Raw genomic sequence first — 13,242 nt, 5'->3', positions numbered from 1 at the left:
TCCTTCCGACAGGAACGGATGGAAACCATCAGGACCTGTCGTTCAATACATGTCTTCCAATGCGGCGGCCGGCAATTGCCGGTAACCGCGTCATGTCCTTGACCGGCCAGCGCCGCCATTCGCTCCGGAGTGACCGCCATTGCGGTACGTTTCGAGCTTGGTTGCGCGCTTCACTACACCCTCACCCGCCTGTCCGGCAAGCGCCGCGGCATGGATAAAAGCATTCTGGCCCATCAGTTCGTCCATTTCGGCCGCGGTCAGAAGCCGGAAGGAGGGTATGTCCTCCTCGGCATCCGTTCCGAGCCGCCAGGCCTTGCGGGCCTGGTCAATCTTTCTCACGCCGTCGGCGGCGGCATCGGCCGCATGAAACACGCCCACGGCCTCGCCGCCACGAACGGCGGCATCCACCTTCATGGCGCCGGAGACGAACTGGCCCGCCTTGCGCGCCATGTTCATCATGCCGACCATGTCGGCCACCAGCAGGCGGTCGACCAGATCGGCGAGATCGACGGAGGCCTTCGCCTCCGTCTTCAGCGCCCGCGAGAACAGCTTGCGCTGCATCGCCCGCTCGACCAGGGCCCGCTCGGCCCGGATCCAGCAGCCGCGACCCGGCAGCTGGCGTTTCAGATCCGGCACCACCTGGCCATCCGGCCCCGCGACGAAGCGGATGAGGTCCGCCGGATCGGTCGCCTCGCGCGTGACGATGCAGGTGCGATCGTTCACGACCAGTTCCTCGTCGTCCGCGTCATGTTCGGGCGCCGCGATCATTGTTCGGCAGCGGCGTCCGCCTCCTCGTCAGCGCCGTCTTCCTCGGTCTCTTCGACCTGTTCGCGGGCCAGATCCTCTTCGGTGATCCAGCCGGCCAGCAGACGCGCCTGGACGATCATGTTCTCTGCCTCGACGCGGGAGACGTCGAACTTCGAGAAGATGCCTTCGTACTTCTTCGTCTCGCCGTCCTTGCGTTCGGTCCAGCCGATCAGGTCGTCGGCGGCGCAGCCGGCAAAGTCTTCCACGGTCTTGATGCCATCCTCGCCGAGCGCCACCAGCATCTTGCCAGTCAGGCCCTCGATCTGGCGCAGTTCGTCGGACACACCGAGTTCGCGGCGCTTGGCATCCATTTCCGCTTCGATGCGGTCGAGATATTCGCGGGCACGGGTCTGGATCTCGTTGGCGGTGTCGTCATCGAAACCGTCGATCGAGGAGATCTCGTCGAGATCGACATAGGCAAGTTCTTCCACCTGGGCGAAGCCTTCGGAAGCGAGAACCTGGCCGACCATCTCGTCCACGTCGAGCGCATCCATGAACAGGTTGGTGCGTTCGTTGAATTCCTTCTGGCGGCGTTCCGATTCCTCGGCCTCCGTCATGATGTCGATGTCCCAGCCCGTCAGCTGCGAGGCAAGACGGACGTTCTGGCCGCGACGGCCGATGGCGAGCGACAGCTGCTCGTCCGGAACCACCACTTCGATGCGCTCCGCATCTTCGTCGAGCACGACCTTGGCGACTTCCGCCGGCTGCAGTGCGTTGACGATGAAGGAGGCCGGATCGGCCGACCACGGGATGATGTCGATCTTTTCGCCCTGCAGTTCGCCGACAACCGCCTGGACGCGGGAGCCGCGCATACCGACGCAGGCGCCGACCGGATCGATGGACGAGTCGTTCGAGATCACGGCGATCTTGGCGCGCGAACCCGGGTCACGGGCCACCGACTTGATCTGGATGATGCCGTCGTAGATTTCCGGCACTTCCATGGTGAAGAGCTTCACCATGAACTGCGGATGGGTACGCGACAGGAAGATCTGCGGGCCACGCTGCTCGCGGCGCACGTCGTAGACATAGGCACGGACGCGGTCGCCATAGCGCATGTTTTCGCGCGGGATCATCTCGTCGCGGCGGATGATGCCTTCGCCACGGCCGAGGTCGACGATGACATTGCCATATTCGACGCGCTTGACGGTGCCGTTGACGATTTCGCCGACGCGGTCCTTGAACTCGTCATACTGGCGGTCACGCTCGGCCTCGCGCACCTTCTGCACGATCACCTGCTTGGCCGACTGGGCGGCGATGCGGCCGAAATCCATCGGCGGCAGCGGATCGGCAATGAAATCGCCGATCTTGGCGTCCGGGTTACGGTCGCGGGCCAGAAGCAGCGGGATCTGCGTGCTGTAGTCTTCGGCCTGCTCGACCACTTCCAGCAGACGCTGCAGGCGGATCTCACCGGTCTTGGAATTGATGTCGGCGCGGATGTTGCTTTCCGTGCCGTAGCGGGAGCGGGCCGCCTTCTGGATCGCGTCGGCCATGGCGGCCAGAACGATCTCGCGGTCGATGACCTTTTCGCGCGCCACTGCATCTGCGATCTGCAGAAGTTCTAGCCGGTTCGCACTCACTGCCATTGTCGTCGGTCTCCGTAGATCGAATGTCTGCTGCCTGCCGGGGTGCGGCGGGCCAAATGGGTTCGGTTCAGTCTTCGTCGGCTTCGTCGTTCTGGTTGGCGGCTTCCGCCTTGGCCAGCTTGTCGGCGCGCAACGCATCCCGGATCAGGTCGTCCGTCAGGATCAGCTTGGCTTCCGCCAGCGCCGCATAGGGAACGATCACGCGTGGCTCTTCGCCATAGGCCACCTGATCGCGCTCCAGGGTGAAGCCGTTCTCGTCCGTCTCGGCGATCTTGCCGCGGAAACGCTTGCGGCCGTCGAGCAGAACGGAGGTCTCGCACTTCACCAGATGCCCGCTCCAGCGGACGAAATCGGACTTGCGCACCATCGGCCGGTCGATTCCGGGCGAGGACACTTCCAGATGATACGCCTTATCGATCGGATCTTCCACATCGAGAACCGGCGAAACCGCCATGGAGACCGCCTCGCAGTCCTCCACGGTCATCGTGCCGTCGTTGCGCTCGCACATGATCTGCAGCGTCAGGCCGTTCTGGTTGAGAAGCCGCACCCGGACGAGGCGAAAATCCATCGCCTCCAGTGTCGGCTCGATGATTTCCGCAATCCTGAGGTCGAGACCCGTCTCGACGATGAGACGCGCTTCCTTCTGGCTGTCCTGCATGTGGTCTTTCGGCGTGGTCGCCGTCCCGGCGATGATGTTCCGTTTGCCTGACCGCCTAACAAAAAAGAGCGGGTCCTTCGCGGGCCCACTCTTCATCTGCCGATCAAGAATTTAATGGTCATATACGCGCTAAACCGGCCAATTGCAAGGCCTTGCGCGGTAGGCTGCGGATGGGGCCTCTTTTGTGCTTGCCGCCATGGGCTGGGTGACTAGTTTACCGGTGACGCATGATTCTCAGAGAGGTCCACCGTGCCCGAGCGGGTTTCTCCCCTGGCGCCTTTCGGTCACCAGACATTCCGCACCATCTGGATTGCCAGCATCGCCTCCAATTTCGGCGGGTTGATTCAGGCGGTCGGCGCCGCCTGGATGATGACCGCCATCTCCAGCTCGGAGAACATGGTGGCGCTCGTCCAGTCCTCGACGGCGCTGCCGATCATGCTGTTTTCGCTGGTGGCCGGTGCGCTTGCCGACAATTTCAACCGCCGCAGCATCATGCTGGCGGCGCAGGGCTTCATGCTGGCGGTCTCGCTGCTGCTCACGCTGTTCGCGTTCTTCGGCTGGCTCAATCCCTGGCTGCTTTTGACCTTCACCTTCCTGATCGGCTGCGGCACGGCACTCAACAATCCCTCCTGGCAGGCCTCGGTCGGCGATATGGTGCCGCGCGCCATCCTGCCGGCGGCAGTGACGCTGAACAGTGTCGGCTTCAACATCACCCGAAGCCTCGGGCCGGCGATCGGCGGGGCCATCGTGGCCGGTTTCGGCGCCGCTGCGGCCTTTGCCACCAATGCCGTCAGCTATCTCGCGCTCATCTACGCCCTGCTTCGCTGGCGCCCGGAACTGCCGTCCAGCAAGCTGCCGCGCGAAACACTGGGGCGGGCGCTCTCGGCCGGCTTCGGTTATGTGGCCATGTCGCCGAAGCTGATCAATGTGCTGTTCCGCTCCGCGCTGTTTGGCCTGTCGGCCAGCGCCATCCTGGCGCTTCTGCCGCTGGTGGCGCGGGATCTGGTGGCGGGCGGCCCGCTGACCTATGGCTTCATGCTGGGCGCTTTTGGTGTCGGGGCGGTCGGCGGCGCCATGCTGAACGCGCGTCTGCGCGAACTCTGTTCCAGCGAAATGATCGTGCGGCTGTCCTTTACCGGCTTTGCGGCCAGCGCCGTGGTGGCCGCACTCTCCACCTCCACCTGGCTGACCTGCCTCATCCTTCTCGTGCCTGGGGCCTGCTGGGTCCTGGCGTTGTCGCTGTTCAACACGACCGTTCAGCTATCGACGCCGCGCTGGGTGGTGGGCCGGGCGCTCTCCTTCTACCAGACGGCGGCCTTTGGCGGTATCGCGGTCGGCAGCTGGGTCTGGGGCACGATCGCGGAGGAGCATGGGGTTGCCACCTCGCTGATGATTGCGAGCCTCGTGATGGTGCTCGGCGCGCTGGTGGGTTGGAAATTTGCGCTTCCCTCGCTCGAGACCCTCAATCTCGATCCGGCCAATACCTTCCGGGAACCGTCGCTGCGTCTCGATCTGCAGCCGCGCAGCGGTCCGATCGTCCTGCTTGTCGATTATACGATCCGCGAGGAGAACGTGCCGGAGTTTCTCGCCCTGATGTCGGAGCGCCGCCGCATCCGCATCCGTGACGGTGCCCGCCAGTGGGCGCTGATGCGCGATCTCGAAAACCCGGACATCTGGACCGAAACCTACCATACCGCCACCTGGGCCGATTACGTGCGCCATAACCAGCGCCGCACCCAGGCGGATTCGGAAGTCTGGACACGCATCCGCGCCCTGCATGCCGGGCCGGATGGGCCGCGCGTCCACCGGATGATCGAACGCCAGGCCATTCCACCGCACGATGCCGGCGACGATATTTTCCAGAAAACCTCCATCGATCTTCATCATTGAGGGCAGGCGCATGGTCCGAATCCGCAAAGCAGAGCGCCGGGATCTCGCCGCCATCGTGGCGATGCTCGCAGACGACCAGCTCGGTCTTTCGCGCGAGGTGGTCTCGGACCCGGTCGATGCGCGCTATGTCGAGGCCTTTTCCGCCATCGAAACGGACCCCAACCAGTTGCTTGCGGTGGTGCTGAGTGAGGCGGGCGGGGTGATCGGCTGCCTGCAGATCAGCTTCATTCCCGGTCTCTCGCGCCTCGGCCTCTGGCGCGGCCAGATCGAGAGCGTGCGCATTTCAAGCGACCAGCGCGGCAGCGGTCTCGGGCGCGAGATGATGCTCTGGGCGATCGAGGAGTGCCGCAAGCGCGGCTGCGGCCTCGTGCAACTCACCTCAGACAAGCGCCGCGAGGATGCATTGCGCTTCTATGAGCAGCTGGGCTTCGAGGCGAGCCACGAAGGATTCAAGCTTAGCCTTTAGCGCAATTTCGCTTTCAGGCTTTCATCCGGAAAACAGGTGGGCGTCAGACCGTTCTTCGCCTGCCAGTCGCCGAGCGAACGGCGGGTCTTGAAACCGGCGAGCCCATCCGCCTTGCCGACATCATAGCCCTTCGCCTGCAGGGTCTTCTGCATGGCCAGCACATCCGAGCGCAGCATCTTGCCGACGGCCCCCCATTGGCCCTGGAAGGCGCCACCGCCGTACGCAATGCGATCGGCCAGATTGCCGATGAAGAGCGCGTAGAGATCGGAATTGTTGTATTCCTTCAGCACGTAGAAATTCGGCGTGACGATGAATTCCGGTCCGTGCCGCCCGGCCGGAACCAGCATCATGCCGGACAACTTCGCCTCGTCGGTGGGAAAGGCCTTGCCCGAGACGCGGGTAATGCCGCTCGCGGCCCAGGCGGAAATCGGTTTCGCGAGGTCCGGCCCTTCCTGTGCGCAGGATACGTCCCTGGGGATGCTCACCTCGAAGCCCCAGTCGCGGCCGCGCTGCCAGCCTTTCAGCGCAAGGTAATGCGCGATCGATCCCAGCGTATCGGGCACCGAATCCCAGATATCGGCGCGGCCATCCCCATCAAAATCGACGGCGTATCTGACATAACTCGACGGCATGAACTGCGGCTGGCCAAGTGCGCCGGCCCAGGAGCCCATCATCCGCCCCGGCACGACGTCGCCGTGTTCGAGAATGCGCAGCGCGTCGATGAGTTCGGTGCGGAACATCTCCTTGCGGGTCGACATGAAGGCCTTGGTCGCCAGCACTTCAATGGCAGAGTAGGGCAGTTTTGCCCGGCCATAACCGGATTCGCGGCCCCAGACGGCAATGACGATGGCACCCGGCACGCCATAGGTCTTTTCGATTTTGCGCAACGTCGCCGCATGGGTCTGAGCCAGCATCCTGCCGGTGGCGGCGAGCCCCTGCAGGCGCTGTTCGGAGAAATAGGCGCCGGGCGAGGAAAATTCCGCCTGGCTCTGGTCCTGCTCCTTCGGCGGTGTCGTGCCGGGCGGCACGAGATCCGGCAGCGACCAGTTGAGGGTAACTCCCTGGAACGCACGCTCGATCGTCTTCTCCGAAACGCCCGCCTTGCGCGCCTCCGGTGCCAGATCGCGGCTGATCCAGGTGCGGAACGCGGCTTCCACCTCGGATTTCGAGGGTGCGGCGTGGGCGGGGAGGGAGGCCGTGTTGAGGCCAAGGAGCGTCAACGCCACGAGACAACGTTTGCCAACCCAAACAGACCCCCTCTGGCCTGCCGGCCATCTCCCCCACAAGGGGGGAGAAGACTTGCCGCTGCGGCCTGCCCGGATCAAGGCGACGAGGCTGCGGCAGGTTAAGCCCTTCCCCCTTGTGGGGAGGGGTTGGGGAGGGGTCTTTGTGACCCATCCAGTCGTCGTTCCGCTTAAGGAGAGGTGAGGTCTCGATGATCTGTTCGTAGCCACCGAAGACCTGGAAATTTCGTGCCGTCCGGTGAGGAAGTTCCGAAGAAGCCTGATCACTGTATCTCCTCCTCCCGTCACCCTCAAATCGCCGTGCGCGCCCGAAGTGCGGCCGTCAGTGTTCCCTCGTCCAGATAGTCCAGTTCGCCGCCCACCGGCACGCCATGCGCCAGCCTTGTGATCTTGACCGGCAGCTCGGCCAGCCGGTCGGTGATGTAATGCGCCGTTGCCTGGCCCTCCACCGTCGCGTTGACGGCGAGGATGATTTCCCGGATGCCGCCTTCGCTCGCCCGGTCAACGAGCCCCTTGATGTTGAGGTCGTCCGGCCCGACGCCATCGAGCGGCGAGAGCGTTCCCCCCAGCACGTGGTAGGCGGCGTTCATCGCGCCGGCCCGCTCCAGCGCCCAGAGATCGGAAACATCTTCCACGACGATGATGACGGACTGGTCGCGCCGGTCGTCGGTGCAGACCGTGCAGGGGTCGCTGGTATCGACATTGCCGCAGCGCGAGCACACCTTGACCTTGTCATAGGCTTCGCCGAGCGCCACCGACAGCGGGCCCATCAACTGCTCGCGTTTCTTGATCAGATGCAGGGCCGCCCGCCGTGCGGAACGGGGGCCGAGCCCCGGAACCTTGGCCAGCAGCTGGATGAGTTTTTCGATTTCGGGACCGGTGACGCGTTTTGCCATGCGCCGCTTTTAGACGATAAGCGTTGGAAACGGAATCGCACAGTGAGGCATCTCCCATGAAAGTCAGCGCCATCTGCATCGGACGGCCCGAGAAGGTGCCGGGCAAGACCTACAAGACCGGCCTCAACAAGGTTCCGGTCAGCGGTGCCGTGATGGTCGATGAGACCGGATTGCTGGGTGATTCGGTGCTGAACCGCAAACATCACGGCGGTCGGGATCAGGCCGTCTACGGGCTGGGCACGATCGATCTTTCGGCCTGGGAGGATGAGCTCGGCATGCCGCTGCCGCCTGGAACCTTCGGCGAGAACCTTGTCATCGAGGGCGCGGACAGCCGCAGTGTCCGCGTGGGCGACCGTTTCGAGACGGCGGACGTCCTTCTGGAGGTGACGGCGACCCGCACGCCCTGTGCGACGCTTGCCGCCCGCATGGGCGACCCGTATTTCGCCAGACGCTTCAACGCCGTGGCGCGACCCGGCTTCTACTGCCGCGTGCTGCGGCAGGGCCTTCTGCAGACGGGCGAGGCGGTGACTTTTCAACCTTTCGCCGGGCCGTCCGTCACCATGCCGGAACTGCTGCAGCTTCGCCCCGGTCGCCTACGCGAGGAAGAGAGGGGCCGCTATCTCTCTCTCCCGATCGGGGAGAGACTGCGCGCGCTGATTGGCGGTTAAGGTAATTCCGGCGAAAGCGGGAACCGGTTTCACGTCCGCGATTGCGCGAAAGCCAGGAGATGGAGCGTTTCGAGCGATTCCGTTCTCGCAAGACGCATCCGGATGCACGAGCGCCGGCAGATGCCGGCGCTTGCCTGAGATGTCAGGGGGGCGTCAAGCCGGTCTCTGACTCAGAACGGCAGCTTCATGCCGGGCGGCAGCGGAAGGCCGGCCGTCAGGGCCGCCATCTTCTCCTGCGCCTGGGCTTCGCTCTTGTCCTTGGCGTCCTTGTGGGCGGCGACGATCAGGTCCTCGAGGATTTCCACCTCGTCCTCCTTGAAGAGCGAGGGGTCGATCTTCAGGCCGCGCAGTTCGCCCTTGCCGCTGAGGATCACGGTCACGAGGCCGCCGCCGGCCTTGCCTTCGACTTCCAGCGCGGCAATTTCCTGCTGCGCCTTCTCCATCTTGGCCTGCATTTCCTTGACCTTGCCCATCATGCCCATGATGTCGCGCATCGGGTCGCTCCTTTGTCTCGTCGTGTCGGGGTGTCAGAATTCGATATCGTCGCCGGGCAGGATGTCGCCCTCTTCCGTCTCGATGGTGGCAGGCGGCTTGATCTCCTCGGCCTCGTTCTCCTCGCTGACGCGGATGCGCACGTCGGTAATGCGTGCGCCCGGAAACTGGGCGAGGATGGCGGCGACATCCGGATCGGCGCGCGCGTCGGTGAGGCGGGCCTCGCGGGCCTGGCTTTCCACCTCGGCCAGCGTGGGCGATCCCTGCTCGCGGCTGAGAATCACCATCCAGCGGGTTTCGGTCCATTCCTCCAGCCGCCGCTGCAGATCGCCGACGATGCTTTTCGGCGCGTCTGGCGGCAGGTTGATTTCCAGCCGGCCGGGATCGATGCGAACCAGCCGCACGAAGCTGCGCAGCAAGGCCTTCAGCTTCGGATCGCGGTTCCTGGCGCACAGTTCGGCGATGTCGGACAGCGAGGTGATCGGTACCTTGGGGGCCGGGACTGCCGCAGGGCCGGGTTGCGGGGCAGGGCGCTCTTCCGTGCGGCCAACGGCCATCGGCTGCGGCGTGGAGGGAACCGCGGCAAGCATCGCCGTCGGCCCGCCCGAAGCGCCGCCGGCGGCCATGCGCGGCGCGGGCGCGCTGTCGGTGCCGCGTGCCATTACCGGCGCTGCGCCAAGGCTGGCGCGGGCGCCGCCATTGCCGGCCGAGGATGCGGGAGAACCCGCCTCGCCACCGCCGTTCAGGAGGTCGGCGACGCGACGCGCGGCATCTTCCGGCGAGGGCAGATGGGCGGCATGGGTGAGGCGGATCAGCACCATTTCGGCGGCACCGGCGGCGCGTGCCGCATTCTCGGCTTCCGGAATGCCCTTCAGCAGCATCTGCCACATGCGCGACAGCGTGGTGACCGCCACAGTGCCGGCAAATTCGGCGCCGCGCACCCGCTCCACCTCGCTCAGCGACGGATCGTCGCCGGCCTCGGGAATATATTTGATACGAGTGACGAGGTGGGTGAAATCGGCAAGATCCGTCAGCACGACGACGGGGTTGGCACCGGCCTCGTATTGCGCGGCAAACTCCTGCAGCGCCGCCGTCACGTCGCCTTTGACGACATGTTCGAACAGATCGACGATACGGGCGCGGTCGGCAAGGCCCAGCATGCCGCGCACGGTTTCTACCTGAACGGCACCGCCGCCATGGGCGATCGCCTGGTCGAGCAGCGACAGGCCGTCGCGGGCAGAGCCTTCCGCCGCACGCGCCACCATCGAGAGCGCCTCCGGCTCGAAGCCGATGCCCTCCTTGCCGAGGATCGCGGAGAACAGGCCGACCAGATCGGCGGCGCTGATGCGGCGCAGGTCGAAACGCTGGCAGCGCGACAGAACCGTGATCGGAACTTTCCGGATTTCGGTGGTGGCGAAGATGAACTTCACATGTTCCGGCGGCTCTTCCAAGGTCTTCAGGAGACCGTTGAAGGCCTGCGTCGAGAGCATGTGCACTTCGTCGATGATATAGACCTTGTAGCGGGCCGAAACCGGACGGTAGCGCACCTGCTCGATGATCTCGCGGATATCATCGATGCCGGTATGCGAGGCGGCGTCCATCTCGATCACGTCGACATGACGGCCTTCCATGATGGCCTGGCAATGTTCGCCGGGAATGCGCAGGTCGATGGTCGGTTTGTCGATCTCGGGGGTCTTGTAGTTCAGCGCACGGGCAAGGATGCGGGCGGTCGTCGTCTTGCCCACGCCGCGCACGCCGGTCAGCATGTAGGCCTGGGCGATGCGGCCCGTCTCAAACGCGTTGGTGAGGGTGCGGACCATCGGCTCCTGGCCGACCATCAGGTCCGAAAAATCCTTGGGGCGATATTTTCGCGCCAGAACGCGGTAGCCGGCGTTCCCCGTTGCGGTCGTTCCCGAAACTGTCAGCCCGGTGTCGCTCATCAAGTCCCGCCAGCCCCGATCGGCTATACCAGCCTTTGACCAGCCTTGCGGCCGGACCGGAAGCTGACCATGAAAGAGTTAGAAGGTGGGAGGCTGGCACGGCGACCCGTGCCGGGCTCGTTAGGGCTGCTTCCTTCCGGACCTGACCCGGTTGGCGAGTGGCTCGTCCACCACCAACCTCCCGAGGGGACATATCGTCGTTTCGCGCAGCAAATGCAAGCCAAGCCGTCAAAAAACTGCTAGCAAGAGGAAAAACTCCGGAGGACACCTTGAGTGCATTTGAGCTGGATGCCCGGCTGGAACGGGATTCCGAATTCGTCACTGCGCTGGGTCTGTGCCAGCTGCGGCTGTTGAAGGACAGCCGGTGGCCCTGGCTGATGCTGGTGCCGCAGCGGGCCGACAAGACCGAGATCTTCGAACTGGCGCCGCTCGACCAGGCCATGCTGACCTTCGAGACGAACATGATCGCCGAAGCGCTGAAAAAGGTCACCGGCGCAAAGAAGATCAATATCGGTGCGCTTGGCAATGTCGTTTCCCAGCTGCATGTGCATGTGGTGGCGCGCAACGAGGGCGATGCCAACTGGCCCGGCCCGATCTGGGGGTTCGGCACGGCTGTTCCTTACGATGATCCGGCAAAACAGGCCTTCCTCAAGGCGCTCAACGAAGCGATGTCCCCATGAGCATTTCTCTTTTCGAAACGGATGCGCCGCATCCGGAAGCCAGCCGGCTGACCGCCTTTTCCGGCAATCGCCTCGATCGCGGTGCCGAACACCGCACGGAGGACTGCCTGGAACAGGCGGTTTCCCATGACGGCGCCCATATTCTGGTGCTTGCCGGCGGCAAACTGGTTCTCAAGCATGACGACCAGGTGCTGGATGCGCTGTTTGCCAAAAATGAACTGGCCGGCCTGCACCCGGACATGGAGACACTGATCCTGCTCGGTTACCGGCAAAATGGCGAGCCGCGACTTGCCGTCAGCATTGCGATGCCGCTGGAGCAGCTGGAGAGCCAGTTCAAGATCACCGACGCCCGCTCTGCCTTTCGCGATAGCCTGCTGGACGAGGAGACGCTGGGTGAGGTCGCACAGGCGCTGAGCCTCACCCACTGGAACGCCGCCAACCGCTTCTGCGGCAAATGCGGCACGAAGACGGAGAGCCAGCTCGGCGGCTACAAGCGCAGCTGTCCCGCCTGCGGGCACATGATGTTTCCGCGCACCGATCCGGTCGTCATCATGCTGACGGTGGATGTGGCAAACGACCGCGTGCTGCTGGGCCGCGGCCATCACTTTGCGCCGGGCATGTATTCGACGCTCGCCGGCTTCGTCGAGCCGGGTGAAACCATTGAGGACGCCGTGCGCCGTGAAACGCTGGAGGAATCCGGCATCGAGACGGGACGCGTGCGCTATCATGCCTCCCAGCCCTGGCCGATGCCGCACTCGCTGATGATCGGCTGCTATGCCGAGGCGCTGTCGCACGAGATCCGCCGCGACGAGCAGGAACTGGCCGACTGCCGCTGGTTCAGCCGTGCCGAGGTTGCCGCGATGCTGGAGGCCGATCCGACCGGCGAGGGGCCCTTTGCACCGCCGCGCGGCGCGATTGCCCATCGCCTCATGCGCGACTGGGTGGAGTGGAGCCGGTAGTTATCCGGCTTTCGGCTTCCGGGTAAACGCATGGACGGCGAGCGAGACGCCGGCGATCTGCAGGGTCGCGCCGATCGCTTCGGAAGCGGTCGGCCACCGGTGGTCGAGCATCAGCCCGAAGATCAGCCCGAACACGGTTTCCGCCACGATCAGCTGGGCCGTCAGCGTCAGCGGCAGGCGGTTGGAGGCAAAGCTCCAGCACCAGGTGGCCAGCCAGGAGGCGGCCATGCCCAGCACCAGCGCCCAGGCGAGAAAATGCAGCAGTTGATCCGTCGAGGCGGTGGCATAGGTGTTGGAGGCCATCGGGATCAGGACGAGCGAGCCGGCAAGTGCACCGAGCCCGTGCAGGTTCGTCCAGTCCATGGCGGTGGGCGGGTTCGGCGAGCGCATGATCCTGGCATTGATGATGCCATAGAGCACCCAGACCAGCAGGGCCGCAATCGCGCAGCCGGCACCCGCCAGCATCATCCGCTGCCCGTCGAGATCGAGTTTTGCGACGAGTTCGACGTTCACGACGGCAATGCCGGCGGCGATCATCAAAAGTGGCAGCGCGAGCCGCTGCCAGTCGACGGACCGGTCCATCAGATTGGCGATCGCCGGCAGGATGACCGGCATGATGCCGATGATCAGCGGCGGAACGACGGCACCCGCCAGAAGCACCGCCTGCGACGCCAGCACGAAATAACCGACATAACCGATCACGCCGAGCATCATGCCGATGAAGATCCGCTGGCCACCAACGCCCTGCAGACGAAAACGCGGGTGCAGCATGGTCAGCGCGCAGGTGAGGCCGAAGATGGCATAACGGCCGATGGTGATGTCGAACAGCGTGAAGGGGTGAACCAGCCGCGCAGCGACAAAGGTGAGGCCCCACAGGGCGCATGTGGTGAGGCCTGCGAGAATCCCGAGCAGCATTGGAACTCCTTTGCCGGCTGCAGGATGACGCGGGAGGGCGCTGA

13 protein-coding genes and 1 other RNA gene are annotated in these 13,242 nt (G+C 64.5%); 5 read left to right on the top strand and 9 right to left on the bottom strand.

The genetic code is table 11. The features are described from left to right. Positions 1 to 90: 90 nt before the first annotated feature. The 3 genes from KLP42_RS16730 to rimP form a co-directional block, all read right to left on the bottom strand. A complete protein-coding gene (locus tag KLP42_RS16730; protein ID WP_215568091.1) occupies positions 91 to 768 on the bottom strand; it encodes an RNA-binding protein in 678 nt (225 codons plus the stop codon). After that, complete coding sequence (gene nusA, locus KLP42_RS16725; RefSeq protein WP_215568090.1) at positions 765 to 2,390, bottom strand: transcription termination factor NusA; 1,626 nt, start codon at positions 2,388 to 2,390, stop codon at positions 765 to 767. Before nusA ends, KLP42_RS16730 begins: the two co-directional genes overlap by 4 nt. Before the next feature lie 67 nt (positions 2,391 to 2,457). Then, entirely contained in the window at positions 2,458 to 3,048 is a 591-nt protein-coding gene (gene rimP / locus KLP42_RS16720) for a ribosome maturation factor RimP (RefSeq protein ID WP_215568089.1), read from the bottom strand. A gap of 249 nt (positions 3,049 to 3,297) precedes the next feature. Between rimP and KLP42_RS16715 the strand changes: the two genes are divergently transcribed. Continuing rightward, positions 3,298 to 4,938 (top strand): MFS transporter, encoded by a 1,641-nt coding sequence (locus KLP42_RS16715; RefSeq protein WP_215568088.1) that lies wholly within the window; start codon positions 3,298 to 3,300, stop codon positions 4,936 to 4,938. Positions 4,939 to 4,948: 10 nt separating this feature from the next. Beyond that, on the top strand, positions 4,949 to 5,404 hold the full coding sequence (locus KLP42_RS16710) for a GNAT family N-acetyltransferase (protein ID WP_215568087.1): 456 nt from the start codon (positions 4,949 to 4,951) through the stop codon (positions 5,402 to 5,404). Here the strand turns inward: KLP42_RS16710 and KLP42_RS16705 are convergent. Both KLP42_RS16705 and recR read right to left on the bottom strand, forming a co-directional pair. Continuing rightward, positions 5,401 to 6,630 carry a lytic murein transglycosylase gene (locus KLP42_RS16705; RefSeq protein WP_215568086.1) on the bottom strand — a complete coding sequence of 410 codons (1,230 nt, stop codon included), beginning with the start codon at positions 6,628 to 6,630 and terminating at the stop codon, positions 5,401 to 5,403. The genes KLP42_RS16710 and KLP42_RS16705 overlap by 4 nt on opposite strands. Before the next feature lie 308 nt (positions 6,631 to 6,938). Further along, entirely contained in the window at positions 6,939 to 7,544 is a 606-nt protein-coding gene (gene recR, locus KLP42_RS16700; protein ID WP_215568085.1) for a recombination mediator RecR, read from the bottom strand. Between the two features lie 56 nt (positions 7,545 to 7,600). Here recR and KLP42_RS16695 point away from each other — a divergent pair, with 56 nt between their 5' ends. Next, positions 7,601 to 8,212, top strand: coding sequence for an MOSC domain-containing protein (locus tag KLP42_RS16695; protein WP_215568084.1), 612 nt, complete (start codon positions 7,601 to 7,603; stop codon positions 8,210 to 8,212). A 170-nt stretch (positions 8,213 to 8,382) separates the two neighbouring features. Here KLP42_RS16695 and KLP42_RS16690 read toward each other — a convergent pair whose 3' ends face one another. The 3 genes from KLP42_RS16690 to ffs form a co-directional block, all read right to left on the bottom strand. Beyond that, positions 8,383 to 8,706, bottom strand: coding sequence for a YbaB/EbfC family nucleoid-associated protein (locus tag KLP42_RS16690; protein ID WP_143124249.1), 324 nt, complete (start codon positions 8,704 to 8,706; stop codon positions 8,383 to 8,385). A gap of 33 nt (positions 8,707 to 8,739) precedes the next feature. Further along, complete coding sequence (locus KLP42_RS16685; RefSeq protein ID WP_215568083.1) at positions 8,740 to 10,644, bottom strand: DNA polymerase III subunit gamma/tau; 1,905 nt, start codon at positions 10,642 to 10,644, stop codon at positions 8,740 to 8,742. An 85-nt stretch (positions 10,645 to 10,729) separates the two neighbouring features. Further along, an RNA gene (ffs, locus tag KLP42_RS16680) (signal recognition particle sRNA small type) lies at positions 10,730 to 10,826 on the bottom strand. 87 nt (positions 10,827 to 10,913) lie between these two features. On the opposite strand from ffs, the gene KLP42_RS16675 reads away from it, so the two are divergent. Continuing rightward, on the top strand, positions 10,914 to 11,324 hold the full coding sequence (locus KLP42_RS16675) for an HIT family protein (RefSeq protein WP_215568082.1): 411 nt from the start codon (positions 10,914 to 10,916) through the stop codon (positions 11,322 to 11,324). Continuing rightward, positions 11,321 to 12,283, top strand: coding sequence for an NAD(+) diphosphatase (nudC, locus tag KLP42_RS16670; RefSeq protein ID WP_215568081.1), 963 nt, complete (start codon positions 11,321 to 11,323; stop codon positions 12,281 to 12,283). Before KLP42_RS16675 ends, nudC begins: the two co-directional genes overlap by 4 nt. Here the strand turns inward: nudC and KLP42_RS16665 are convergent, their stop codons facing one another. Beyond that, positions 12,284 to 13,198: a DMT family transporter gene (locus KLP42_RS16665; protein WP_215568080.1), complete on the bottom strand. Its 915-nt coding sequence runs from the start codon at positions 13,196 to 13,198 to the stop codon at positions 12,284 to 12,286. Between the last annotated feature and the right edge of the window lie 44 nt (positions 13,199 to 13,242).

It is taken from the genome of Rhizobium sp. CSW-27, assembly GCF_018760785.1.
Classification (GTDB): Bacteria; Pseudomonadota; Alphaproteobacteria; order Rhizobiales; family Rhizobiaceae; genus Neorhizobium.
This window is presented reverse-complemented; position numbering and strand designations above follow the sequence as displayed.